The sequence below is a fragment of the Acidovorax sp. Root217 genome (assembly GCF_001428645.1).
Lineage (GTDB): Bacteria > Pseudomonadota > Gammaproteobacteria > Burkholderiales > Burkholderiaceae_C > Acidovorax.
Map to the genome: position 1 here is coordinate 1 of NZ_LMIH01000045.1, position 25,471 is coordinate 25,471.

General features: G+C 67.1%; 23 protein-coding genes. 9 read left to right on the plus strand and 14 right to left on the minus strand.

What is annotated here, in order from left to right:
• Window positions 1-390: 390 nt before the first annotated feature.
• Together ASE31_RS29835 and ASE31_RS29840 are read right to left on the minus strand one after the other, a co-directional pair.
• On the minus strand, window positions 391-1,749 hold the full coding sequence (locus tag ASE31_RS29835; RefSeq protein WP_057206747.1) for a sigma-54 dependent transcriptional regulator: 1,359 nt from the start codon (window positions 1,747-1,749) through the stop codon (window positions 391-393).
• Entirely contained in the window at window positions 1,746-3,608 is a 1,863-nt protein-coding gene (locus ASE31_RS29840) for an ATP-binding protein (protein WP_057206749.1), read from the minus strand. The genes ASE31_RS29835 and ASE31_RS29840 overlap by 4 nt, the downstream gene beginning before the upstream one ends.
• A gap of 349 nt (window positions 3,609-3,957) precedes the next feature.
• On the opposite strand from ASE31_RS29840, the gene ASE31_RS29845 reads away from it, so the two are divergent.
• Entirely contained in the window at window positions 3,958-4,947 is a 990-nt protein-coding gene (locus tag ASE31_RS29845) for a tripartite tricarboxylate transporter substrate binding protein BugE (protein WP_057206752.1), read from the plus strand.
• 98 nt (window positions 4,948-5,045) lie between these two features.
• On the opposite strand, the gene ASE31_RS29850 is transcribed toward ASE31_RS29845, so the two are convergent.
• The 3 genes from ASE31_RS29850 to ASE31_RS29860 are packed head-to-tail and all read right to left on the minus strand — an operon-like array spanning window position 5,046 to window position 7,390.
• Entirely contained in the window at window positions 5,046-5,375 is a 330-nt protein-coding gene (locus ASE31_RS29850; RefSeq protein WP_057206754.1) for a DUF3325 domain-containing protein, read from the minus strand.
• Complete coding sequence (locus ASE31_RS29855) at window positions 5,368-7,038, minus strand: PepSY domain-containing protein (RefSeq protein WP_057206756.1); 1,671 nt, start codon at window positions 7,036-7,038, stop codon at window positions 5,368-5,370. The genes ASE31_RS29850 and ASE31_RS29855 overlap by 8 nt, the downstream gene beginning before the upstream one ends.
• Window positions 7,039-7,093: 55 nt before the next feature.
• Window positions 7,094-7,390: a hypothetical protein gene (locus tag ASE31_RS29860; protein WP_057206759.1), complete on the minus strand. Its 297-nt coding sequence runs from the start codon at window positions 7,388-7,390 to the stop codon at window positions 7,094-7,096.
• 313 nt (window positions 7,391-7,703) lie between these two features.
• Between ASE31_RS29860 and ASE31_RS29865 the strand changes: the two genes are divergently transcribed.
• The 4 genes from ASE31_RS29865 (at window position 7,704) to ASE31_RS29880 (ending at window position 10,532) form a co-directional block, all read left to right on the plus strand.
• The gene (locus ASE31_RS29865) at window positions 7,704-9,122 is read left to right on the plus strand and encodes a diguanylate cyclase domain-containing protein (protein ID WP_057207078.1); all 1,419 of its coding nucleotides are present in this window, start codon (window positions 7,704-7,706) and stop codon (window positions 9,120-9,122) included.
• 82 nt (window positions 9,123-9,204) lie between these two features.
• Window positions 9,205-9,420 carry a hypothetical protein gene (locus ASE31_RS29870; protein WP_057206761.1) on the plus strand — a complete coding sequence of 72 codons (216 nt, stop codon included), beginning with the start codon at window positions 9,205-9,207 and terminating at the stop codon, window positions 9,418-9,420.
• 17 nt (window positions 9,421-9,437) lie between these two features.
• The gene (locus ASE31_RS29875) at window positions 9,438-9,965 is read left to right on the plus strand and encodes a GrpB family protein (protein ID WP_082604441.1); all 528 of its coding nucleotides are present in this window, start codon (window positions 9,438-9,440) and stop codon (window positions 9,963-9,965) included.
• Between the two features lie 99 nt (window positions 9,966-10,064).
• Window positions 10,065-10,532 (plus strand): CopD family protein, encoded by a 468-nt coding sequence (locus tag ASE31_RS29880; RefSeq protein ID WP_057207081.1) that lies wholly within the window; start codon window positions 10,065-10,067, stop codon window positions 10,530-10,532.
• Window positions 10,533-10,546: 14 nt separating this feature from the next.
• On the opposite strand, the gene ASE31_RS29885 is transcribed toward ASE31_RS29880, so the two are convergent.
• Entirely contained in the window at window positions 10,547-11,821 is a 1,275-nt protein-coding gene (locus ASE31_RS29885) for an arsenic transporter (RefSeq protein WP_057206763.1), read from the minus strand.
• Window positions 11,822-12,017: 196 nt separating this feature from the next.
• Here ASE31_RS29885 and ASE31_RS29890 point away from each other — a divergent pair, with 196 nt between their 5' ends.
• On the plus strand, window positions 12,018-13,880 hold the full coding sequence (locus tag ASE31_RS29890) for an ABC transporter ATP-binding protein (RefSeq protein ID WP_057206765.1): 1,863 nt from the start codon (window positions 12,018-12,020) through the stop codon (window positions 13,878-13,880).
• Window positions 13,881-13,989: 109 nt separating this feature from the next.
• Complete coding sequence (locus tag ASE31_RS29895; RefSeq protein WP_057206767.1) at window positions 13,990-14,316, plus strand: EthD family reductase; 327 nt, start codon at window positions 13,990-13,992, stop codon at window positions 14,314-14,316.
• A 2-nt stretch (window positions 14,317-14,318) separates the two neighbouring features.
• Here the strand turns inward: ASE31_RS29895 and ASE31_RS29900 are convergent, their stop codons facing one another.
• Both ASE31_RS29900 and ASE31_RS29905 read right to left on the minus strand, forming a co-directional pair.
• Window positions 14,319-15,611 carry a cytochrome c gene (locus ASE31_RS29900; protein WP_057206769.1) on the minus strand — a complete coding sequence of 431 codons (1,293 nt, stop codon included), beginning with the start codon at window positions 15,609-15,611 and terminating at the stop codon, window positions 14,319-14,321.
• Between the two features lie 10 nt (window positions 15,612-15,621).
• A complete protein-coding gene (locus ASE31_RS29905; RefSeq protein ID WP_057206771.1) occupies window positions 15,622-16,386 on the minus strand; it encodes a c-type cytochrome in 765 nt (254 codons plus the stop codon).
• Window positions 16,387-16,518: 132 nt separating this feature from the next.
• Here ASE31_RS29905 and ASE31_RS29910 point away from each other — a divergent pair, with 132 nt between their 5' ends.
• A complete protein-coding gene (locus ASE31_RS29910; protein WP_057206773.1) occupies window positions 16,519-17,952 on the plus strand; it encodes a PLP-dependent aminotransferase family protein in 1,434 nt (477 codons plus the stop codon).
• Window positions 17,953-18,190: 238 nt separating this feature from the next.
• Window positions 18,191-18,541, plus strand: a complete 351-nt coding sequence (locus ASE31_RS29915; RefSeq protein WP_057206775.1) for a hypothetical protein — start codon at window positions 18,191-18,193, stop codon at window positions 18,539-18,541.
• A 41-nt stretch (window positions 18,542-18,582) separates the two neighbouring features.
• On the opposite strand, the gene ASE31_RS29920 is transcribed toward ASE31_RS29915, so the two are convergent.
• The 6 genes from ASE31_RS29920 to ASE31_RS29945 all read right to left on the minus strand — a co-directional run.
• On the minus strand, window positions 18,583-19,317 hold the full coding sequence (locus tag ASE31_RS29920) for a prepilin-type N-terminal cleavage/methylation domain-containing protein (RefSeq protein ID WP_057206777.1): 735 nt from the start codon (window positions 19,315-19,317) through the stop codon (window positions 18,583-18,585).
• A gap of 25 nt (window positions 19,318-19,342) precedes the next feature.
• Window positions 19,343-20,668 carry a type II secretion system protein gene (locus ASE31_RS29925; RefSeq protein WP_057206779.1) on the minus strand — a complete coding sequence of 442 codons (1,326 nt, stop codon included), beginning with the start codon at window positions 20,666-20,668 and terminating at the stop codon, window positions 19,343-19,345.
• Window positions 20,665-21,897: a type II secretion system protein gene (locus ASE31_RS29930; RefSeq protein ID WP_057206781.1), complete on the minus strand. Its 1,233-nt coding sequence runs from the start codon at window positions 21,895-21,897 to the stop codon at window positions 20,665-20,667. The genes ASE31_RS29925 and ASE31_RS29930 overlap by 4 nt, the downstream gene beginning before the upstream one ends.
• A complete protein-coding gene (locus ASE31_RS29935) occupies window positions 21,894-24,104 on the minus strand; it encodes a hypothetical protein (protein WP_057206782.1) in 2,211 nt (736 codons plus the stop codon). The genes ASE31_RS29930 and ASE31_RS29935 overlap by 4 nt, the downstream gene beginning before the upstream one ends.
• 23 nt (window positions 24,105-24,127) lie before the next feature.
• Entirely contained in the window at window positions 24,128-24,940 is an 813-nt protein-coding gene (locus ASE31_RS29940) for a prepilin-type N-terminal cleavage/methylation domain-containing protein (RefSeq protein ID WP_057206784.1), read from the minus strand.
• Window positions 24,937-25,471 (minus strand): hypothetical protein (locus ASE31_RS29945; RefSeq protein WP_057207084.1); only part of this gene is annotated, 535 nt, incomplete at its 5' end. The genes ASE31_RS29945 and ASE31_RS29940, both read right to left, overlap by 4 nt.

Below are 25,471 nucleotides of genomic sequence, written 5' to 3' on the forward strand. Positions count from 1 at the left end.
GCACGGTTTTTTAAGTTCCGTCAAACTTTTTGGAAGTTTTTGAAGCCGCTTGGCGTCTTCATCCACCCCCAGCACCTCGAAACCCTGACCACCTTTCGGCAACCAGCTCTTCTCAGCGCAGCCTTTGATTGTATACCGAGTTTTTGCTCGCTTTTCTCAAAGGCCCCAACTTTTTGCAAAGTCTGCTTCGGTCTACCCAAACCGCCGAAAGCACTACCGGGGCAGTACCTTCTGCTGACCGACTTCTGTGAACAGAGGTCTTGGTAGCGAAGCCCTCGACTATAGCACTACTTTTGAGGGGTGGCAGGGAAAACCCGAGGAATTTGCGCCTTTGCCTGCGATGGAAGAACTGCGCCCCAGAACCCTCCCCTTGCTCTCTTATATATAGAGCTACGCCCCCGCCCCTTGGCGCGCAGCGAAATCCCCCGGTATGAGCCCATGGCGCTGCAACTTGTCGTACACGGTCTTGCGCGGCATCTGCAGCATCTCGGCCGCGCGGGCCACGTTGCCCTGGGTCAGGCGCAGGGTGTCGCGCAGCAGCTTGCGTTCGAAGGCGTCCACGCGGGCGGCCAGTGAGGGGGCTGACGCATCACCCGCCCCCAGCGGCTCCATGGGCAAGCCCAGGCACAGGCGCTCTGCGGCGTTGCGCAGTTCGCGCACATTGCCAGGCCAATCGTGGGCCAGCCAGGCGGCCAGGTCGCGGTCGGTCCATGCGGGCGCGGGCCGGCCATGGCGGGCGGCGGCCTGGGCGATGAAGTGGGCCATGAGCACGGGGATGTCCTGCGGGCGCTCGCGCAGCGGCGGTATGGCGATGCTGGCCACGTGCAGGCGGTAGTACAGGTCGGCGCGGAACTGGCCCTCTACGGCCAGTGCCTTGAGGTCGACCTTGGACGCGGCCACCACGCGGCAGGTGATGGGCACGCTCAGGTTGCTGCCCAGGCGCTCGATCTCGCGCTCCTGCAGCACGCGCAACAGGCGCATCTGCAGGGCCTGCGGCATGGACTCGATCTCGTCGAGCAGCAGCGTGCCCTGGTTGGCATGCTCGATCTTGCCGATGCGCCGGCGCGTGGCGCCGGTGAAGGCGCCGGGCTCGTGGCCGAAGAGCTCGCTCTCGATGATGCTTTCTGGCAGCGCGCCGCAGTTGATCGCCACGAACGGCCCGCTGCGCCCGCTGGCCGCATGCAGCGCGCGGGCCACCACCTCCTTGCCGGCCCCGGTCTCACCGTGCAGCAGCACGTCCACGCTGAGCGGTGCCAGGGCCACCACCAGGCGGCGCACCTCGGCCATGCCGGGCGATGGGCCGACCAGCGTGGCCAGGGCATCGCGCGGGTTGCGCTCGCGCAGCACGCGCAGTTCCTCGGCCAGGGCCCGGCGCTCCAACGCACGCCGCACGGTGGCCACCAGGTGCTCGGACGAAAACGGCTTTTCGATGAAGTCGTAGGCGCCGTCGCGCATCGCGTCCACGGCCAGGGCCACGTCGCCATGGCCGGTGACCAGCACCACGGGCAGGTCGGCGTCCAGCGGACGCAGGGTGCGCAGCAGGTCCATGCCGCTCATGCCCGGCATCTGGATGTCGGTGACGACCACGGCCGGCCGGTCCTGGCCGAAGGCGTCGAGCGCGGCCTGGGCATTGGCGAAGGCGCGCACCTCGATGTCGGCCAGCGACAGCGCCTGCGCGTAGGCGCGGCGCACCATGGCGTCGTCTTCGACGAGGTAGACGGTCGGTGGGTCTGCCGCAGAAAGGTTCATGGAAGGTCCTGTGTGGCGGGGTGGGCGGCCTTGCCCTGAGCTGCAACGCCCGCAGCCCGGGGCAGGCGGACGGTGAACTCGGCACCGCCCTCCGGCAGGTTGGACGCCGCCAGCGTGCCCCCCATGCCTTCGACGATGATGCGCGACACGGCCAGCCCCAGGCCCAGGCCCTCGCCCGCCTTGGTGGTGTAGAAGGGCTCGAACAGGTGGGTCTGCACCTCGGGGTCCATGCCGCGGCCGGTATCGGCCACGCGCAGCAGCACGCGCCCATCGGCCTGCACCTGCACGGCAAAGCGCACCTCGCGCACCGCCTGGTGCTGCACTGCGTCGAGCCCGTTGCGCAGCAGGTTCACCAGCACCTGTTCCAGCCGCGTGGCATCGGCCAGCACGCACAGCGCCTCGTCGAAGTCAGCCACGGCGATCTGCGCATCCACCGCCTGGCAGCGCGGGGCCAGCAGCAGCAGTGCATGGTCCAGCGCCTCGCGCACGCTGCAGGGGCTGAGGGCCGGCGGCTCCTTGCGCACGAAGCTCTTGAGCTGGCGCACGATGCGGCCCATGCGCCCGGCCAGTTGGCTGATGAGGCGCAGGTTCTCGGCCACGTCATCCCCGCGCTGGCGCTGGTGCAGGGCGATGGCGTTGTCCGACAGGGTCTGCAGGGCGGCCAGGGGCTGGTTCAGCTCATGGCTCATGCCTGCGGCCATCTGGCCCAGCACGGCGAGCTTGCCGGCCTGCACCGCCGTGTCACGGGTGCCGCGCACGATCTGTTCGGCCTGCTGCAGGTCGCGCACGCGGTCTTCCAGCGCGGCATTGGCGGCGGTGATCTCGCGGGTGCGCTGGGCGATCTGCACCTCCAGCATGCCGTGCGCCTCGCGCAGGCGCTCGGCACTGGCGGCACGCTCGGCTCGGCCCAGCCGGTCGAGCCGGCGCAGCAGCGCCAGGCCCAACACCAGCGCTGCGCACAGGCCGCCCGCCAGGCCGGCGACCAGCGCCTCCTGCCGGGCCGGGCGCTGGTCGGCCAGCAGCAGCATCTGCCAGCCGAGCGGGCCCACGCTGCGCGCCGCCACGCTGAAGTCGCGCAGATGCCCGGCCTGCTGCAGTCGCAGGGTGTCGCCGTCGGCAGGCAGGGATGCCTCGGCGTGCAAGGGGGTCAGCGGGTGGTTGCCATACTGCTGCACGCCCTGCAGGCGGGTGCGCACCTCGGCCGGCAGGGGGGCCAGCGTGCGGTAGCGCCAGGCGCGCTCGGTGCTGACGAAGACCACGCCCTCCCTGTCCGCCAACAGCACGGTGTCGCCGCCATCGGCCAGCGCCGCCTCGAAGGCGTCGAGCGAGATCTTGACCGCCACCACGCCGGGCGCGGGCGCCTCGGGTGGCAGGGCGGACGCCATGAAGTAACCCGCCTTGCCCGTGGTCACACCCACGCCGAAGAAGCGCCCGATGCGGCCCTGCATGGCGGCCTCGAAATAGGGGCGAAAGCGGTAGTTCTGGCCGACGAAGCTGCTTGGCTGGTTCCAGTTGCTGGCAGCCAGCGTCAGGCCCTCGGTGTTCATCACATAGGCCGTGTCCACGTCGGCCAGCGCCACAGCAGATGCCAGGTAGGCGTTGGCGGCCTGCAGGTTCTGCGGATCGGGCCGCTGCAGGGCCAGGTTGGTGCGGCTGTTGAGCGCCAGCAGCGCGGGCAGCGCCTCGTTGCGCTGCAGCAGCGACTCCAGGCTTTGGGCCGCAAAGGCCAGCCGCTGGCTGGCGGCGCGCTGCTGCCCAGACAGCTGGGCGTCGAGCGACCAGCGGTAGGCCAGCGCACCCACGAACACGCAGGCCAACAGCGCCAGGCCGGAAGTCAACAGCGAACGGGTGGGTTTCAAACGGATCGGCAACAGAAGGTCAACGGCACTGCCATTGCGCGGCAGCCTTGCCCGCATTGTGCGGCGCTCCCCGCACCCTGCAGGCAAGGCGATACCCGGTTGACAAGGGGCGCTGTCTGAAAATCCGCACAAACCGGGGGTTTTCGTGTGGAAATCCGCCAGTTTTTACGGACCAGCGCATGGATTTCCATGCCGGCCCCCGTGGGCCAAACCCAATGGCGGCGCGGCCTGGCGGCCCGCCAGGTGCCGCACGGCAGCGCCTGGCACACAAGCTGCAAAAAGCCCAGGGCGGGCATTGCGGCCAACGCAGCCCGGCCTTTTCGCACCACAACCCGTCCGGAGACAACACATGACATCGACACAACCTTCTTTCAAGCTCTGCAGCGCCGTGGCCATTGCCGCTGGCCTGCTCGTTGGCGCAGCCCCCGCGCTGGCACAGGACTACCCGAACAAGCCCGTGCGGCTGATCGTGCCTTTTGCCCCCGGCGGCACGACCGACATCGTGGCCCGCGTGGTCAGCCAGTCACTGGGCACGGCCCTGGGCCAGCCCGTGGTGGTGGACAACAAGGCCGGTGCCGGCGGCGTGGTGGGCGCGACCGAGATCGCGCGCTCCCCAGCCGACGGCTACACGCTGGGCGTGGCGACCGTGTCCACCGTGGCATCGGCCCCGGCCATCAACCCTGCGGCCAAGTACAACCCGCTCACGGACTTCACCTCCATCGTCAACATGGCCGCCACGCCCAATGTGCTGGCCGTGCACCCGAGCTTTGCGGGCAAGGACTTCAAGGGCTTCATGGCCGAGGTGAAGGCCCACCCCGGCAAGTATTCGTTCGCCAGTTCGGGCACAGGCGGCATCGGCCACCTGCAGATGGAACTGTTCAAGTCACTGACCGGCCTGGACCTGGAGCATATCGGCTACAAGGGCGCAGGCCCGGCGCTGAACGACGCGGTATCGGGCCAGGTGCCGATGATCTTCGACAACCTGCCCTCCGCCCTGCCCTTCATCAAGGACAAGCGCCTGATCGCCATTGCCGTGGCCGCCCCGCAGCGCCTGGCCTCGCTGCCCGAAGTGCCGACCTTCAAGGAAGTGGGCTTCGAGCCCGTGAACCGCATGGCCTTCTACGGCATCCACGGCCCCAAGGGCCTGCCACCGGCCGTGGTGGAGCGCATCTCGCAGGCCGTGAAGAAGACGTTGGAAGACCCGGCGGTAAAGAAGCGCATTGAGGACACCGGCTCGCTGGTGGTGGGCAACACCCCGCAGGAATTCGCAGCACAGACCAAAGCCGAGTTCGAGCTGTACAAGGGCGTGGTAGCCAAGCAGAAACTCAAGCTGGAGTGATCGAACGGCCGGCAGGGTAGCCCACGGCCCTGCCTGTTCGCCAGCCTTTTGGGGGTGAACCCACCCACGCCGTCCAGGCGCAGGGTGGGTCTGTCATCTCAGTGGGGCGCGGTCGCCGGCACCCAGGCCACCAACGGCGCCAGCAGGCGCGGCTTCCAGGCCAGGGTGAAGGCAATGGTGAGCGCCGAGCCGGCCAGCACCATGAACCAGACCAGCGAGGCCATGGAGCCATGGTCCACCGACAGGCACACCGCCAGCGAGGCGGCCACCACCGCAGCCCCCAGCCAGCGCAGCAGCACCACGGAGCCACGCGCAGGCGGCACCGGGCCTCGCACTTGCTCCCAATGCACGTCCATCGACAGGGCCAGCCAGGCCAGACCGGTCAGGTTCGCCACGAGGGCCACGGCATAGAGCAGCGAGTCAGGCATTGGCCACCTCTGGCGAGCGAGCTGCCTTGGCCTGTACGGAGGGGCCCAGCGCGCGGCGCCGGAGCCTGCGGGCCGCGACCACGGCCAGCGCTGCGGCGGCCAGCAGCGCCAGGTCCACCCCGGCCACGGGCCAGTAGCCGTTGCCGATGGTACGCAGCAGGTGGTCGCCCGTGGTCACCCAGTTGAGCAGCACGGCCGCCACGGCCAGCGCGGCTGCGGCCCAGCACTGCTCGGCCCAGGCCGGGGACATGCGCCCTTCGCCCATAGGAGCGGTGCGCCAGATGGCGTGCGCACAGGCCAGCACCCAGGCGCCCCAGAAGAGGTACTGCTCCACGCTGCCCCGCGCCGGCAGGTCGGTGGGCAGCAGGCGGTTGCCGATCAGCATGGAGAAGGTGGCGATGAGCATGCCGGTGACGGTGGTCACGGCGAAGGCATCCACCCAGCGCGCGCCGCTCACGGCCTGTTTCGCATGCTGGCGCTTGCGCTTTTCCACGAAGAAGATGAAGCCCGTGGCAATGCACACGCAGCCCGACAGGCCGCCCAGCACATACAGCCAGCGCAGCAGCCAGTGGCGAAAGTGCTGCAGGTGCAGGCCGGTGAGGAAGTTGTTGATGCCGGCCACCACCGTCACAGGCGGGTCTTCGCGGATCAACTCGCCGGTGGAGCCCTTGAAGTGGATGCCCTCGCCCGTGAGCGTCACCCGGTCGGTGCCGGCGCGGTAGACGCTGACGTAGGCATTGGCGTCGCCCACGTGCTGCACGGCCAGAAAGCCCACGTCGCCGGCCATGCCCTTGGCGGCCCAGCGGCGCTGGGCCTCGGCCACCATGGCGTCCACCGACGCCAGCGTGGCAGGCACGCCGGCCTTCTCGTGCGGCAGGCCGGTTTCCTTTGCCTCGTGTTTTTCATGCAGTTCGTGCAGGGGTTCGAGCTGGGTGTGCGTGACGGGAAAGTAGATGCCGCCAAAGATCACCAGCCCCGACAGCGCGAAGATGAAGTGGAACGGCAACGCCACCACGCCCGTCAGGTTGTGCAGGTCGAGCGCGCTGCGCTGGGTGTGCTTCTTCGGGCGGAAGGTGAACAGCTCACGGAAGATCTTGCGGTGCATGACCACGCCGCTGATCAGCACCACCATCATCACCAGGGCGGCGAAGCCCACGATCCAGTAGCCCAGGTTCTTCCACTCCAGGTGCAGGCTGTAGTGCAGTGGGTAGAAGAACTGGCTGCCGATCTTGAGGTGGTCATCGGGCAGCGAGGCACCGGTGCGCGGGTCGATGGTGCGGATGCCGAAGACCTCATCGTCCTTGTTCTTGGCATTGGGCAGCTCATGGCCTGAGAAGATGCCCAGCACCGGGTCGCGGTGGGTGGTGTAGGCGCCCCAGCGCTTCACCGGGAAGCTCTCGGCCATGGGGCCGTTGACGCGGCTGCGCGCCTGCTCGATGGCCTCGGGCGTGGGCTTCAGGTCCTGGAACACCGGCAGCAGGATCCTGTCGAACGAGGGCATGGGCTGCGGTTCGAAGCGCGTGCCGGGGATGGCCCAGCGGTCGATCTCGCGGTCGAACACCGAGAGCGAGCCGAAGAAGAACACCACCATGAGCACGAAGCCCAGCACCAGGCCGAACCAGGTGTGCAGCCAGGCCATGGTCAGCCGGAAATTTGGGAACATCGAACAATCTCCTGGTGCGCGATCCCTCTCTTCGGGGCCGCACCGCAAAAAAGGATCAGAGCAGGGCCTTCTGGACCAGGGACCCAGCCCCTGCCATCAGGGCGCCGCCACCGGCCAGCACCAGCCAGACACGCACCAGGCTGGCGGCGCAAAAGGCCCAGAGAAAAGCCACCAGCAGCACGATGAAGCCCAGGATGTAGCCCAGTGCCTCGGCATCGTGGAACGGCATGCCCGCCGCGAACAGCAGGCCGATGCCCAACGCAATGAAGCCCCAGGTGAACGCATAGCTGCCCAGCGTGCCTGCGGCAATGCGCGAAACAACGTGCAGACGGGAAGCAGTGCTGGTGGCCATGGAATCCTGGGGAAATTTACGAATGCGATTGATTCGCGATTATGCAATGCGTCTGCGGGTAACCCCTGGGGCCGTGGGGAGTAGCGCGCACCGGCACAAGACCTCACAACAGGATCGGCCTTGGCACAGCGGGACGCACAGGACACCATCGCGCAGGTTGCAAAAATGCCGGTCTTTGGGCCGCTGTTCAACGGCTTTAAGCTATCAATAAAAGAGCATTTGATAAACAACTTGTCACACATGTCTTTGTGTGGCTGCACAATGGCTCCAAAGTGCTTCTCTGCACGCATTGCCCTCGATGGCTGCCCTGCCCATGCAAAGCATTTCTTCCCTGAACGTCGTCGATCTTTTGCTCGACGCGGTTTGTATCGTGGATGCGGACAGCCGCATCATTTTCGTGAGCCCGGCGTTCGAGCGCATCTTTGGCTACCCTCCCGACGAGGCCGTGGGTCTGCGCATGCTGGACCTGGTGCACCCCGAAGACCGGGGCACCACGGAGCGCCAGGCACAGGCCGTCATGCAGGGAGAGCTGCAGCTGCACTTCGAGAACCGCTACGTGCGCAAGGATGGCCGCATTGCGCACATCCGCTGGACAGCGCGCTGGATAGAAGAGCGGCAGGTGCGCCTGGCCGTGGCCCACGACATCACCGAGCGCAAGAACATCGAGGTGATGCACGCAGCCATCTATGCCATCTCGGAGGCGGCCCACACCGCCAAGGACCTGATTGCGCTGTTCGAACACATCCACCAGGTCATCGGGCAGTTGCTGGCGGCCGTGAACTTTTCGGTGGTGCTCTACGACGCAGCCCAGAACGTGCTGAGCTATCCCTACCACGTCAACGAGCGCCACCCCGCGCCCGGCACCCTGGCGCTGGCTGACGATGCCCTGTGTGCAGAGGTCATCCGCAGCGGGCAGTCGCTGCTGCTCACACCCGGCACCCGCGCCGCCCTGCCCGCGCACCTGCTACCTGCGGACGATGAAGGCGCGCCCCTGTACTGGCTGGGCGCACCGCTGCACACGCACAACGGCGCCATCGGTGCCCTGGTGCTGCAGGGCTACACCGAGCATGCGCCCTACACCGAGAAGGACAAGGAGCTGCTGCAGTTCGTCTCCACGCAGGTCGCGGCGGCCATCGAACGCAAGCAGATGCACGAGCGCCTGGCGCACATGGCGCAGTACGACCAGCTCACGCACCTGCCCAACCGCCAGCTGTTCCTGGACCGGCTCAAGACCGCACTGGCCCGCGCGCGGCGCGACCAGAGCCTGCTGTCGCTGATGTTCATCGACCTGGACCGCTTCAAGGAGGTGAACGACACCCTGGGCCACGCCATGGGCGACCTGCTGCTGCAGCGGGTGGCCCAGCGCCTGCTCGAATGCGTGCGCGGCTCGGACACCGTGGCGCGCATCGGCGGCGACGAGTTCGTGGTGCTGCTTGAAGGCGGCCATGCGCGCGAGCATGCCCATGCCATGGCCGAGAAGATCCTGGCAGCATTTGGCCCCCCTTTCGACCTGGAAGGCCGCCCTGTGCACACGCAGCCCAGCATCGGCGTGGCCATCTACCCCGACCATGGCCGCGAGGAGCACCACCTGCTGGTGCATGCAGACGAAGCCATGTATGTCTCCAAGAAGAACGGTGGCAACCAGGTGCATACGGCACCGCCTCCGCAGTCGCCCCCTCCCCCAGCCGTAGCCGTAGCCGTAGCCGTAGCCGTAGCCAGGCAGCAAACCTGAGGCCAGAATGGGGACTATGCAGCCCCAGTTCCGACCACCTGCCCATGAGGGCGCGCCCCGGCAGCCTCGCCACGGGCTGCTAGTGCGTGGGCTGATCACCCTGGCCTGGGTGCTGCCCGCGGGGCCGGTGCTCACGCTGCTGCTGTTTCCCTGGTGGTCGTGGGTGGAGGCGGCAACCGGCTGGGAATCCCTGGGCCACTCGGGCCCAGCAGGCTGGTGCTATGTGGCGGTGTGGTGCGCACTGCTGGCCCTGGCCCTGCTGGTGCCCAGGGTGGCCCGCTGGTTCCTGCGCGGCTGACGCCTTGTACCTGCCCCATGAACCACTCTGCAGCATCCAGCACCCGCGACGAACCGATTGAGTTGGTGGAATACAACCCCGCGTGGCCCGCCCTGTTCGACGCCGAGCGCCGCCTGCTGCAAGAAATGCTGGCGCCGTGGCTGGCAGGGCCTGTGGAGCACATCGGCAGTACCGCCGTACCGGGACTGCCCGCCAAGCCCATCATCGACATCATGGCACCAGTGCACTCGCTGGCAGAGTCAACTGCGGCGATCGCCGCGGCCAGCGCGCTCAACTACCTGTACTACCCCTACAAGCCGGAGCAGTTGCACTGGTTCTGCAAGCCCAGTCCCGCGCACCGCACCCACCACCTGCACCTGGTGCCGCTTGGCAGCACCCTGTGGCACCAGCGCCTGGAGTTTCGCGATGCGCTGCGGGGCAGTACCGATCTGACCGCACGCTATGCGGCGCTCAAGCACCAGCTGGCTCTGCAGTACCGGCATGACCGCGAGGGCTACACCGAGGCCAAGGGGCCGTTCATCGCGCAGGTACTGGCGAAGGTGTAATCCCCTTGGCATGCACGGCCTCCGGGCAGGCCGGCGCCCGTGCCCGCACAATCGGGCCACTACAACCATTACCAGGGCCCCACGCCCTGCCCGCCCGCCATGCTCTACGCCGCGCTCAAGTTCGTCCACGTCTTGTCCCTCATCGTCTGGATCGGCGGCATGGTCTTCGCCCACTTCTTCCTGCGCCCGGCCACGCTGTCGTTGGAGCCACCGCAGCGCGTTAAGCTGATGCACGATGTTCTGCAGCGCTTCTTCGCCGCCGTGTCGGTGGCCGTGGTGCTGGTGCTGGGTTCGGGCCTGTGGATGATCGGCAACGTCGCGCGCATGGCCGCGCAGACGGGCGGGCGCTTTGCCATGCCGCTGTCGTGGACCATCATGGCCACCATCGGACTGGTGATGATGGCGGTCTATGGCCACATCCGCTTTGCGCTGTTCAAGCGGCTCAAGATCGCCGTGGCGGCTGCGGACTGGCCAGCGGGCGGCAAGGCGCTGGCGTCCATCCGCACCCTGGTGGGCGTGAACCTGGCCCTGGGCGTGGCAACCGTGGCAGTCGTGTTCCTGCTCTGATGCGGATCTGCCCCTCAGGGCGTCAGCAGGTGCAGCGAGTGCGCCGCCTGCAGCACCAGCAGCGCTGACAGCAAGGCGGGCGGCATCACCACCAGCCCGAGCCTGAGGAACTGCCAGGCCCCCACGTGCAGGCCCTCGCGCCGCAGCGCGGCCAGCCACAGGATGGTGGCCAGCGAGCCCGTGACCGAGAGATTCGGCCCCAGGTCGATGCCGATCAGTGCGGCCGCGCGCACGGTGCTTGATGCGGATGCGGCGTCGAGCGAGGCCCCGGCCAGCAAGCCCGCAGGCAGGTTGTTGACCAGGTTGGTCGCCACCCCCAGCAGGGCGCCGAGCAGCGTGCCCGCGCCCTGCGGCCAGGCTGTGGCGGCGTTGCGCAGTGCGCCCGCCATGAGGCCCACCACGCCCGTCAACTCCAGCGCCTGTACGAAGATGAACAGCCCCGCCACCAGGGGCAGCACATCCCACGAGACGGAGCGCAGCGCCTGCCAGGGCGCGCGCCCGCATACAAAGGCCAGCAGCGCCAGCGTGCCCAGGGCAGCACCCAGCGTGGGCCAGCCCAGTGGGATGCGCAGCCAGGCGCAGGCCACCAGCACCACCACCGAGACCGCCAAGCCCCCTGCAGCCACCCGACCGCCCAGGCCCAGGGGGTGCTCGGGCACGGTGGTGGCAATGTTTTCGGGGATGCTGCTGCGCAGCACCCAGCGCAGCGCCGCATAGGTCACACCGATGGACGCCAGCGAAGGCAGCGCGAACAGCGCCAGCCAGTGCGCCAGCGAGGGCATGCCGCTGCCCCAGACCACCAGGTTGGCCGGGTTGGAGATGGGCAGCACGAAGCTCGCCGCATTGGCGATGAAGGCACAGATGAACAGGTAGGGCAAGGGCGAGGCGCCTACCGCCCGCGCAACGGCAAAAACGGCCGGGGTCAGCACCACGGCGGTGGCGTCGTTGGACAGGAACACCGTGACCAGCGTGCCCACCGCATACACCCACACGAAGAGGCGCCGGCCCGAGCCCCTGGCCTGGCGCGCCGCCAGGGTGGCCAGCCAGTCGAACACGCCCTCGCGCCGGGCGAGTTCGGACAGCAGCATCATGCCGGCCAGGAACAGGTAGACGTCGTGCCCGCGCAGCACGCCCGCCCAGGCCTGCGCGGGCGTGAGCAGGCCACAGGCCAGCAGCAGCGCTGCGCCGGCCACGGCCCATACCGCCTCGGGCAGGCGCCAGGGCCGCACGATGACCGCTGCGGTGGCCACGCCGATGATGGCCCAGGTCCAGGGCGCGAGCGCCGTCATGCGGCCAGGCCCCCCAGGGGCTCGGGAAGATCGATAGACGCAAAGTACGCGGGACGGGTGTGCATGGGGGCGGATTCTATGCAGTGCCCGCCCATCGCGCCTCGCCCCAATGCCCCTGCCGGTGCGCCGGGTCACAAGGGCACTTACCATGTGGTCAAAAGAACGTGCCTGCGGCACGCGCCAAGGAGCCCTCCCATTGTTCGGATTTTTTGAGAAACGCGTAGCCCCCTACCCTATCGAGGAACCCCACCTGCCACCCAAGGACTTCATGGCCTTCGTGTGGGACGGCACGCGCGGCCTGCGCGGCCACGTGGTGGCCATGGCGGCCCTGTCGGCAGCGATTGCGGTCTACGAAGCGCTGCTGTTCGCCGTGCTCGGCCATGTGGTGGACTGGCTCTCCAGCGTATCGCCCGCGGCCCTGTGGGCCGAGCGCCGCACGGAGCTGATCGGCATCACCGTGCTGCTGCTCGGTTCGGTGGCCCTGGTGGCGCTGCAGACCAGTGTGAAGCACCAGGTGCTGGCCATCAACTTCCCGCTTCGCCTGCGCTGGAATTTTCACCGGCTGATGCTGGGCCAGAGCATGGCCTTCTATGCCGACGAGTTCGCGGGCCGCATCACCACCAAGATCATGCAGACCGCGCTGGCGGTGCGCGACATGATCTTCACCACCACCGACGTGGTGATCGGCATGGGTGTGTACCTGGTGACCATCCTGGCGCTGCTGGCGGGGTTCGACGTGCGCCTGCTGGCGCCCTTCGTACTCTGGATGGTGGCCTACGGCCTGGCCTGCTGGTACTTCGTGCCGCGCCTGGGCAAGGTGGGCAAGGCGCAGGCCGATGCGCGCTCGGCCATGACGGGGCGCATCACCGACGCCTACACCAACATCGCCACGGTGAAGCTGTTCTCGCACACGCGGCGCGAATCGGAGTTCGCGCGCGCCGCGATGGACGCTTTCAAGCTCACCGGCTATGCCCAGATGCGCCTGGTGAGCCAGTTCGAGATCGTCAACCACATCCTGGTGGTGGGCATGATCCTGGGCGCCTGCGGCACGGCCCTGTGGCTGTGGTCGCTGGGCCAGGTGGGCGCCGGCGCCGTGGCCGCCGTGACGGCGATGACCTTGCGCGTATCGGGCCACGCCCACTGGGTGATGTGGGAGATGACCACGCTGTTCGAGAGCGTGGGCACCATCCAGGACGGCATCAACACCCTGACGCGCCCGCGTGCCGTGGTGGACGCGCCCGATGCCAAGCCGCTGCAGGTGACGCAGGGCGAAGTGAAGTTCGAGGATGCGACCTTTGCCTATGGCAACAATGGCCGCCCAGTGATCGACCAACTGAACCTGACCATCCGCCCCGGCGAGAAGATCGGGCTGATCGGCCGCTCCGGCGCCGGCAAGTCCACCTTGGTGAACCTGCTGCTGCGTTTTCACGACGTGCGCTCGGGCCGGGTGCTGATCGACGGGCAGGACATCGCCCACGTGACGCAGGACAGCCTGCGCCGCTCCATCGGCATGGTCACGCAGGACACCTCGCTGCTACACCGCTCCATGCGCGACAACATCCTCTACGGCCGCCCCGATGCGAGCGAAGAGGACCTGCAGGCCGCCGCCCAGCGCGCCGAGGCCTCAGAATTCATCGCCACGCTGAGCGACCTGCAGGGCCGCACCGGCTACGAGGCGCATGTGGGCGAACGCGGCGTGAAGCTCTCGGGCGGGCAGCGCCAGCGCGTGGCGATTGCGCGCGTGATGCTCAAGGACGCGCCCATCCTGCTGCTCGACGAGGCCACCAGCGCCCTCGATTCCGAGGTGGAGGCGGCCATCCAGCAGAGCCTGGACGGGCTGATGCAGGGCAAGACGGTGATCGCGATTGCCCACCGACTGTCCACCATCGCGGCCATGGACCGGCTGATCGTGCTGGATGCCGGGCGCATCATCGAAGAGGGCACGCATGCGCAACTGCTGGCTCAGGGCGGCGTGTATGCGCGGCTGTGGGGCCACCAGAGCGGCGGTTTCCTCGGCGAGACCGACGAAGAGGAATCCAGCGCACTGATGCCTGGGTGACAGGCGCGGGCATGCGTGTCGCGCAGGCGGCTGCTCACCGCCAAGGTGCCCCCTAACGTGCACGGCACGGCGGCCACTCCGGCAGCCCATTCTTTGTGGAGATCCCTGCATGATCAAGATCACGGCCCTGTACCGCTGGCATGACGGTGCCACGTTCGACCACGACTACTACCACGGCGAGCACATGCGCATTGCGCGCGAGGCCCTGGGCCCGCTGGGCCTGGTGCGGCTGGAGAGCGACCGCGTGATGTACCCCGGCCCGCCACGCCCTGGCCAAGTGGTGGCGCTGACCAATGCCTTCTTCGAGACGGTGGAACAGGCCCAGGCAGCGGCGCAGCAGACCGCACCGGTGCTCACGGCCGATGTGCCCAACTACACCAACATCAAGCCCGAGTCGTACATGGCGCTGATGAAGGCGCACCCCTTGGGCGCCTGAGCCTACATGCCGCGCCGTTCCTTGGCGCGGTAGACCTCGATGGTGCCCACCGCCGCAGCCTGGTTGCCCCAGCTGTTGCGCACGAAGGTGGCGACAGCGGCCACGTCCTCATCCGTCAGCACATGGCGAAACGGCGGCATGCCGTGCGGGCGCGGGTTGCCGGCCGTGGCCGGCAAGTAGCCGCCCTGCAGCACCACGCGCACCAGGTTGGTGGTGTCGGCCAGCACCACGGCGCGGTTGCCGGCCAGCGCGGGGAAGGCGCCGGGCCCGCCCTGCCCCTGGCCCTGGTCGCCATGGCACTGGGCGCACTGCTGCTCGTAGACCTTGGCGCCGCGCGCCATGGCCGATGCGCCGGGTGGCGCAGCGGGTGGTGGCGACACGGTGTGCTGCGGCAGGTCCTGCAGGTAGACCGCCATGGCGCGCGCATCGGCATCGGTGAGGTACTGGGTGCTGCGGAACACCACCTCGGCCATGGGGCCCATCACCGAGCCGTGGGGTGCCACGCCGGTCTTGAGCAGGGCCACCACGTCCTGTACCGGCCACTCCTTCACGCCGGCTTCGGCCGCTGCATTGAGCGCGGGGGCATACCAGTTCTGCACCGGGATCAGTCCGCCGTTGAAGGCCATGGCGTCGCTGGTGGCGCCCAAGGCGTTGCGCGGCGTGTGGCAGGCCGTGCAGTGGCCCAGGCCGTTGACCAGGTAGGCGCCGCGGTTGTACTCGGCCGTCTGCATGGGGGCGACCACTGCCGTGCCCGGTGCGAAGAACAACGCCCGCCAGACGGCCAGCGCCGCCTGCGTGCTGTACGGAAAGCCCAGCGCATGCGGCCGGTTGGCCTGGTCCACGGCGGGCCTGCTCTGCAGGTAGGCGTAGATGGCGTCCGAATCCTCGCGCGTGACCTGGGTGTAGTTGGGGTACGGGAACGCCGGGTACAGCAGCCGCCCATCGCGCGAGCGGCCATGGTGCATGGCGCGCCAGAACTCGGCAGACGACCACTGGCCGATGCCGCTGGCCTTGTCGGGCGTGAGGTTGGAGCTGTGCACCACGCCAAAGGGTGTCTCGATACCGCGCCCGCCCGCGAACGCCGCCCCGCCCTGCATGGTGTGGCAGGCCATGCAGTTGCCCACGCGCGCCAGGTATTCGCCGCGCGCCACCTGTTCGGGGGTAGAGGCAAAGGCTTCGGGGGTGGATGGCAACGGTTCTTCGCCGCGCAGGTTCAGGGTGATCACGGTGGCTGCGGCAATGCCCAGCGCAGCCAGGGTGAAGGAGATGGAACGGAGGATGGTGCGTGTTCTCATGGCATCCCCCTCAGCGTGCGGCCACGGGCACGCCGTCCACCCCGCCGCAGCGCGCAGGCATGGGCTGGCCCAGGCGGGCCGCTGGCTTGCCACCGCCGGGCACGGGCTGGGCGGCCAGCCAGGCAGATACGGCGCTCACGTCCTCGGACGTGAGCTGGCGCGCGATATCGGCCATGCAGTCGGGCGCATGGGCGCGGCGCTGGCCGGTCTTCCAGGCGCCGAGCTGGCTGTTGAGGTAGTCGCGCGGCAGGCCCAGCAGGCCGGGGATGAAGGGGTTCACCCCCGTCATGGCCTGGCCGTGGCACTGCACGCAGGCCGGAATGCCGCGCGCCGCATCGCCTTGCAGCACCAGCAGGCGGCCTTTTTCCAGCACAGCGGGTGGTGCCTGGGGTGCGGGCGGTGGGGCATAGGGCACGTCGAGCGCAGCGAAGTGGGCTGCCATCTCGCGCAGGTAGTCATCGGTCAGGTGCTCGATCAGGCTGGTCATCTGCGGGTAGCTGCGCCGCCCCTCGCGGAAGTTGAGAAGCTGGTTGGCTAGGTAACCGGCCGGCTTGCCCGCGATGCGCGGGAAGTAGCCCTCTGGCGTGGCGCGGCCCTCCTTGCCATGGCAGGTGACGCAGGCCAGTACGCGCGACGCCATGCCGCTGGACACGGTGGTGGCCGCCACAGGCGCGGGCGGGGTGGCAGGTTGCGCAGCCGCCAGGCCGCAGCCCAGGGTGGCAGCCATCCACAGCGGGACAACGGGGCGCAGCACACTGCGCAAACGATCAATCATGGGGCGAAGTTTGTTTTGAAGGTACACGGTAGGCCAGTACACGCAAGCGACTCTACGCCCCCTTTAAAAAACAGTACAGATTCAGTTTCTGGTTAAAAATACAGATCAGTTTGTACTAGAACAATACTTCCCTTGAAACGCTACGAACGCCACGCCGATGCCATCGCCCAGCTCATCCACAGCGGTGCGCTGCGCCCGGGCGACCGCGTGCCTTCGGTGCGCGAGGCCAGCCGCACCCGGGGCATCAGCCCCTCCACGGTGTTCGAGGCCTACTACCTGCTGGAGGCGCAAGGCCTGATCCATGCGCGCCCGCGCTCGGGCTACTACGTCAGCACGCACCTGCCTGCCACCGCCGGACAGCAGCCCCCGGCCGAGCCCCTGCCCTCGCAGCCGGCGGCAGGATCGACCGGCGTTGCCATCAGCGACCTGGTGTTCGAGGTGCTGGGCTCGGCACGCGACCGCGACCTGGTGCCGCTGGGCTCGGCCTTCCCGGGGCTGGAGCTGTTCCCCTTCGAGCGGCTGGCGCGCTGCCTGTCGAGTGGCATGCGCAAGCTCGACCCCTGGAGCATCGTGCAGAGCCTGCCGCCCGGGGACGAGCGCCTGCGCCAGCAGATCGCGCTGCGCTATGGCCTGCACGGCACGGCGGTGGACATGGGCGAGATCATCATCACCAACGGCGCCATGGAGGCGCTCAACCTGTGCCTGGAGGCCGTGACCCGGCCGGGTGACATCGTGGTGGTCGAATCGCCCACCTTCTACGCCGCGCTGCAGGCGCTGGAGCGGCTGAACCTGAAAGCCGTGGAGGTGGCGACCCACCCGCGCGAGGGCATCGACCTGGCTGCACTGGCCGAGGCCCTGGCGCGCCACCCGGTCAAGGCCTGCTGGCTGATGCCGAGCTTTCAGAACCCGCTGGGCAGCCTGATGCCCGAGGGCCGCAAGCGCGCCCTGGTGGCCCTGCTGGCGCGCCACCAGGTGCCGCTGATCGAGGACGACGTGTATGGCGAACTGCACTTTGGCCCCGAGCGCCCGCCCCCGGCCAAGGCCTTCGATACCGAGGGGCTGGTGATGCACTGCAGCTCGTTCAGCAAGTGCCTGGCGCCCGGCTACCGCGTGGGCTGGGTGGCGGCGGGCCGCTTTGCCACCGCCGTGCAGCGCCTCAAACTCATGACCACGCTGGCGGCGGCCACGCCATCGCAGCAGGCGCTGTCGGAGTACCTGGCCCAGGGCGGGTATGACCGGCACCTGCGCCAGCTGCGGCGCAGCCTGGCCCGGCAGCAGGAGCGTGCGCTGGCGGTGATCGCCCGGCATTTCCCGGCCGGCACGCGGGTGTCGCGGCCCGAGGGTGGGTACTTTCTGTGGGTGGAGCTGCCGGCGTCGGTCAACGCCCTTGCCCTGCACCGCCAGGCCCTGGCCCAGGGCATCAGCCTGGCGCCGGGGCAGATCTTCTCAGCCGACCAGCGCTTTGCCCACTGCGTGCGCATCAACTACGGCCACCCGGCGCAGGAGCGCTTTGAGGAGGCACTGGCCACCGTGGGGCGGCTGGCGCGGGAGTTGGCGCTGGGCTGAAACCGGGCCCGGCACGCGGGGGAGCGCAACATCCTGGTGCAATACCACGCCCTCGCCTCCCATCCTGGGGAAACCCGCCGGGCCAGTCCTTGCATTTTGCTGACAAATCACGGCACAGCGTTGGATACACCCAACTTCGGGTTCGCCCCTCTTCTGGCATGGCTATTGCACGGCATACTGACCGCCGCCCGGCTTGCTGGCCCCACCAGGGCCGGCCGAGCAATCAACACCGCCCACCATGCCACCACCCCAGCGTGTCCCGATCCTGACCGTGGAAGACGAAGACGACTGGGTCGTCTCGTTTGCGTTCGGCCCCCAGGGGGCAGACCGCCTAACGCTCAAACGCACGCCGCGGCTGGAGTTCATGCTGCGCCCCGAGCAGCGCGGCGTGTTCGTGGGCGCAGGCATGGGCACCCGCCCTGCCCCGCTGGTCGCCGTGCAATGGGGCAGCAAGAGCGTGGACGTGGTCTCCACCGAGCGCCGCTACAGCCTGGACATCAGCAAGGTGGACGGTAACCTGCTTGCCGCTGCGCTGCAGGTGCTGGGGAAGATGAACTTTGACCAGAGGTTTCAGCTGGCGGGGGTGTGATGCCCTCTCGGGCCTGCGTCAGCAGGCACGGAGAGTCGCCCTCAGCGCGTCATTTTGAAATATGCGGTGGCGACCCGCACCTGAGATTCGTCAAGACCCGCCGCTATAGCAGGGTCAAAAGCCTGGGTGTCATTGAGTGGCCAGACGGCGCCAGGATGATCGTCAGCGACATTGGCGGCCAGGTTCAGCTCTCGGAAACTACCGAAACGAGCGTCACTGCGGCCGTCAATCTGCTGATCCAATGCACCAGCCAGAGAATAGGTGACGTTACTAACCACCATTACATTGCGCGGTAGGGCTGTGTAACGTCCAACTGCCGCTGCGGGCTCCGACCAATTCACGCTCTGGAAACACACCTGAACCTCCTGTGGGTTGCCGTTGCTGTCCAAATACACATAGCGATCCTGCTGGCCCTCGGTACGGCCAGTGGGTATGCGAATGCCTGCTGCCAAAAAGGCATTCATCATGTTAGCCCCGCACAGTATCTGGCCGGCAGGCGCTACCGCACCGTTGACCCGGCCCGTGGGCGCTAGCGCGTTGTCACCAGGCGGCCGTCCCACGCCGTTGAAATAGGCCTCGTACGCCAACTGCCAGCCCTGGATGAAGTCCGTGGACAGGCGTTGGTTGGCCGCAGAGCGCTGCAGATCGCGCCCCACGGCCACGGCGCCGATCAACAGGCCGATGACGACCAGAACGACGCTCAGCTCCAAAAGCGAGAAACCACGCTGGCGGCGCACACGGGTGCGGCAACTGGATGCAATGTGAAGTGAGGTCATGGTAGGCGACTCTGTAAGCGTGAAATCAATGGCCAATCGCATCGGCTATCAGTGTGTTGTTGTTGATCGAGATCGACAGGTCTGTCATGGCGGTGGTCCGTTCGGCAAAGTCTTTGTGCACTTCCTTGGCCTCGGCCAACGACGCAATCGCGTCAACCTGAGCGAATGCCGCCAGTCCCACGCTGATCCCCGCGGCCACAATGCCCCCAGCAGCCAATCCGATCTGAGCAGACCGGACACCGGCGCTGTAGGTGGTGTCGCCGACGGCAGACACCATTTCCTTGGCGGCATCGAGCACGCCTGCGGCAGCACCTGCAATGCCTGCGGCAGCGGCTGCGACGTCGGCTTCTGCCAGCTTGACGGAGATGAACAACTGGTCACGGTAGTCGTACAACGAGCGTTCAATCACAAAAGCACCCATGGCCGCGTTGAAGTGGGCGTGGGAGATTGCGGACAACGCGGCACCGCAATGCAATTCGGCAAACAACTCCGCGTGGCTGGCAGCCATCACGATGTCGTCGTAGGTGTTGGTGACGCGCGTTGCGGGTGCCTCAAAGGTCGGCGCAGCACTGGTGGCGGTGGCATTCGCTCCATCGAACGATTGCCCATCGCCGTTGGCGTCCAACATGCCCGGCGCTGCGATCACGAACGCCACCGAACGCCTCACGCCACCGAGCGTGGTGGCGAGGCCTCCGGCAGGCGCAGGGATGACGACGCTCCCCAGGTTCAACGCAAGGCAGGCGTCGACCAGCGTGGTCGACTTGCCTGCCAGCGGGCACGGCGGACCGTTGGCGGCATCGCACAAGGGATTGAAGATGGGAGCCGCAGGCGGCGCGGATTGGGTCGCGGGCTGGGTCGCCCCCAGCAGGACCGCCGTGGACTGGGGAATGGGCGGCGCGGTGGCGTTGGGACCATCCGCATTTTGAGGCCGGGGCTTTGGCGTGCGAATGCGCAACGGGTTCATTCGGTCACGGGCAACAGCCAGGTCCTGGTCCAGTTGCGCGGTTGCCGCATTGGGCTGGCGGTAGACGCCATAACGCAACGCCTTTGCCTCCAGGCTGGGAATCCCCAACGCCCGCCACGGCAGGAAACCCACCTGGCGCAGCCCCGCGCCGTCGGAGCAGGCCTCCACGCCGTTGGCGTCCGCCGCAGGGCAAGGCAGGCGGTAATTGGCATGCAGAAAGCCCACAAGGGCATCGCGCGCCTGCTGCTGCGCCGTTATCTGCACCGACGTGACGCGCTGGCGCTCAGCCAGCTGCCAAAGGATCACCGCAGCAGGCAGGATGATCCCCAGGGCCAGAAGCACCACCGACAGTTCGACGAGAGTAAAGCCCCTCACTTTGCGCTTCATGGATTGAGCCCTTTCTCGTCCAGATTGATGGCATCGGTGAGGGCATTCGTGAACGACTCGTAGACCTGGATAGCGTAGGTGTCCGCAGCGATGCGCTTCTGCCGCGAGACCTCCAGTGCCGCTTGTGCAGCAGTCAGCGCTTGGGCCGCAAGCACGGTTTCAGCAATCGATGCGCCCAGGTTCACGGCGGCAATCGCAACGGTAAAGGCGGTCACCCCCTCGGTGTTCGCGGCCGACGCAATGCTCAGCACCCCCCCGGCCGTCGCAAGTGCCAAGCCCATCGCGGCAACCGCCACACCCGTCTCTGCGCTTTGGACGGCAGACTCTGATGCTGTGATGTCGAACAATCGCAGAGACCAATACTCCTGCATCACCCGTGCAGTGTCGTAAGCGGCATAGGCCCCCTGCGCCGCCGCCTGCATTTCGCTCAGGCGGGCCGCGCATCCAATGCGTGCGTTCAGGTCGGATGGACCGACCGCCAGGCTCAGATCGTCGAAATCGTGGGTCTGGGGGCGGCCTGGAAAATCGAATTTCCACGCAGGATTGGCGCCTGCGGCATTGTTGCCATCAAAACGGTTGTTCTCACCGGGGTGCACGAGGACGTAAGCCACGGGAATGGAATCCGTTGCATTCCCCGCCGACAGCGCACCTGTCGCCGTGGGGTTGGCAGCGTACTGGCGCAGCACGGCGCACCAGTCCAGGCCGTTGAACACGGCGCGGCGGGTATTTTTTGCCCTGCCAATGGCACTGGTCGCATTCGCCAAGGCGGAGGTCACACCTGCGCTCGGTGTAAGCCCCGTCTGGTGCGCGGGCACAGCAAGGCCGGTGAACTCGATATACAAGTCCGGGGAAGCCAGTTTTGGGGCGGTCGCGGTATTGAGCGCCAGGTCCATGGACCCACCGCGGTTGACGCCGTAGTGGATCTGGTTGAATTGGCTGCCCAGGCCCAGGGTGCGCCACGGCAGGAACACCGCGTCGGCATCGCCGCAGGCCTGGACCCCCTGGGCATCTGAAGCAGGGCACGGCATGGTGCTGTTGGCAAGCACGAAACCTTCCACGGCCGACTGGGCTTCCGCCAGCTTGGCCAGCATGGCGGGCCGCTGCAGAGGCTCACGCGTGGAAACGACCCAGCGCCACACCAGCACGCCAAGAATACCGATGACGGCCATCGCCACGGCCAGTTCCACCAAGGACAGGCCGCGCTCCCGGTGCAGAAGAAAGCGCTTCATCGGATGCCTCCCTTCTGGTCGGCGCGCAGGAGGATTTCCATGGCCCGTTCGATCGGCATGGGCGTAACGGCCCCATTGTTGGTGATGTTGCAAGGTGGCGGGTTGTCCTGCTGGGTCTTGAGCTGCTGATAGATGGCTTGGGCATCCGTTTCCCGCTTCTGGGCCACTGTCAGCTCGCTTTGCAGAATCGCGAGTTCCTTGCGCAGCCTGATGGGCAAAAGGAATTTCGCGTTCGGGTCAGGGCTGGTCCTGGATCCACCAAACAGATCCACGACACCAGCCAGCACATTGGAGGAAGTGTTGACAGGCCCCAAGGGGCACAGTCCATTGCTCAAAGAGCAACCCGGCTGGATTTCAGTGGCTCCGTTGAAGCGCCGGTAGGGTCCGGCGTCAACCAAAGCGTTGTAGGCTGTTTGGAAAGCCGTGGCCGCAGGCCCCAGGTTGGCCTGCGCGGCGGCCAGATCGCTCTGGGCGGTCGCAAGATTGGTCTGGGCGTTGTTGCGCTCAGTCACGGCCTTGTCGTACTCTGCCTGCAGCGCCACGGGGTCATTGAGCAGCGTGCGCTGCGAGGTCTTCTCCAGCATGGTCTTTTGCAGCGCCGCCTTGGCAACGGGATCGGTCGCAACAGCAATCTGCGCATTCAGCGAGGCGATGTCCGTATTGAGCTGGGCAAGCAATGCTGTTCTGTTGGTGATCATGTTCCCGTAGGACGTGACTTCACCGCTCCAGGAGGTCACCGCAGCCTGGTAGTCCGCGATCCGGTAGTCCGCGCTGGTTTTGGCCGCCGTGTAGTCGTTCCAGGTGGTGGCAGCCGTCTGCAGGGTCGCCACCCTGTCATCGATGTTCGTGGAAGTGGCGCCCGCTCTCACATACGCGATCAACAGGTTGATGGCATTGGTCCTGTTGGTGTCAGCGTTGTTCACGTCATTGGTTTTGCTCGTGACCGCAGCCTGTTTTGCTTGCCTGGCTGCGATGGCATTGTCCCACTCGGTCTTGGCCGCATTGACCGAAGAGCTGAGGTCGATGGTGGGGCACACCGCGCTCAGATCGGCACTGCCATCGGCCAAGGCCAGCGCGTTTCCGGCCATCACAGCGGCCACAACGTTTGCGGCGATGGAAGCAATGTTGAGGTATATGACCCCTCCCGACAATGCGGTCGCAGTCGCGTGGATGCCGATGGCGGCACAGGCGTTGACGGCCAAGCCCAGCGAGGCAGCACAAGTCACCGTGTCGACAACGGTATTGGCGGCATCCGAGATGGTTTCCAGAACCAATGCACCGGTTTCGACGGCGGTGATGGCGGCGCCCAGCGCGGCAAATGCCACGGCCTCCTTGGCAGAGGCGATATTGTCCGTACGCATGCCATGCACCTGCTCAATCACATCCACCCCCAGGGCCATGGTGTTGATGGAGTCGATCAACGGGTGGCAATGGAATGCGGACAGGAGACTGGCATGTGAACGCTCCAGCACGATGTCGTTGTAGAGCGCCAGCACCGGCCGGCGGCCCGGGTCTTCGACCATGCTGTCGCTCCCGGTGTTGGCTCCATCAAACAGGTTGCCGTCGCCATTGGCGTCCCCATTGCCCGGATGCACGAGCGCATAGGCCACGGTCCTGACAGGTGTCGCGTTCACCTCCGCCATGCCGGCAGCTGGAGCGATGGCCCGCCCTGCGTCCAGCCGCTGGCAGAAGTCCGGCAGCGTAAGGACGTTGGCCGTGTAGGTGCCGCCCGTGGCAGTGGTCTCGCGCATGGTGGCGAAAGTGCGACCGGTTTCGTCATACTCCAGCGGCCTCCAGGAGTCGTCCAGCACCGTCAGGCTGTTCGTGCCCGTCCCACGCTGCACGAGGTAGCGCAACTGGCCCACATCCACACCGGCATCGACACCCGCCAGGGCCATGGTGACCGTTGGCAACCATCCACTTTGGTTGCCGGCGCCACAGTCCGCCACACCATCGCGGTCGATGTCAGGGCAAGGCAGGCTTCCGGCCACCGTGACGTATGCAATGAGGGCCCGGTCTGCTTGCGAAAGGGCCTGGCGTTCCTGGCGGGCGGTGTTCACGGCCGAGCGTTCGCGCCACTGCAGGTAGCCAATGGTTGCAAGGCCTGCCATCACGGAGATCAGCAGCAGCACCTGCACGAGGCCGAACCCGCGTGAGCGGCCGGGCGCTGTGCGTGCGCGGTGGGCATTGGAATGGTTTGTCAGCATGGGAGATATCTAGGCAAACGCCGTTACGGCAGACTTTTGCGCAGCCAGCCGGCGAGTTGGGCCGGGGACTCGGCCACGACCACATCGTCGGAACCGAAGCGCAGGGGCGCCGAGGGGCTTGCAGCACAAGTGCTGACAGGCACATGGGGGGCATCGAATCGGCTCCCATCGTTGTCCTTGTCATCCAGCGGAACGATCACCCAGTAGGCCGCAACCATGACCAGGTTGCCAGCGCAGTCAATGGCGCCAGCGGGCCCGCCATCTCCGGTGAGGTAGGTTCTGGCCGTTGCCGCCGTTTTCCTGGATGCCGTGTTCAATGCCGCAATCAGGTCCGTGGTATCACGGTAGTTGGGACTGGCACTGGCATTGGGGTTGGAAGGATCAGGCACAGGGTCCCCGGTCCGCTCCTTCACCAAGGCAAGGTCTGCATCAGCGGTATCCACGACATTGGGGTCACGGAACACCGAATAGCGCGCACGCAACAGCGGCACCGGAAGCTCCAGCCCCACGCTCACATAGGGGAACCAGCCGACCTGCGTACCTGTGGTGCAGACCCCTGCGGTCAGTGCCTCGTAGCCGGTGCCCGCAACGCTGCTGTCAGGGCATGGAAGCCGCCCATGGCGCAGCGCAAAAGCGCGGACGATGGATTGCAGCTGTTGTGCTTCGGCCCGGCCCCGTTCGATCTGCTGCTGCGCTGTCACGGTTTCGTACCCGCTGAACGCAGCCCAAGACATCAGCCCCGCCACCACCAGCGCAACGGCAAGCTCCACCATGGTGAAGCCCGCCTGCGCAGCACGTTGCGCGGGGAGGTTGCTGCGGAGTGCGGCACAGGTCATTGCGCCTTCCCTGCGGGCGTGGCCCGGCGCGCATAGGTCTGCACATTGGCGGCCGCAACGCTCATGGCTTCGCTGACGCGGGGCAATTCTTCAAGAATGACGCGACGCCGGGCCACGTCTTTGGGGTCCAGGCTGTTGGAGATGGTCTTCAGTTCGCGGTTGAGCGACTGGACCTTGGCACTGCCTTCCAGCATCACCCGCAATGCCTGAAAATAGCGCGGATCCAGCTCACCCTGCGACAGGGACTCCAGTTCGTTGAGCGCTGCAATCACTTCGGTGGGCGAGGCGTCAGGCCCCTGTGCCGTCAGCGTCGCAAAGCGAGCGCGCACCTCAGTCAGGCGCCTGCGGCGCTCCTGCGAATTCATGCCGGAGGCCGGTGCCACAACCGCACTTGCAGCCTGCCCCGGCGCTTGGGAAGCGGGCGCGCCAGCCATCGCCAGATCCCGGCCTTGTTCCTTCACACCAGGAAGGGTTGCTGCGGGCGATACCGCCGCGCCTGCCGCACCAACAGCTACCGGCTCCGGCGCGCCC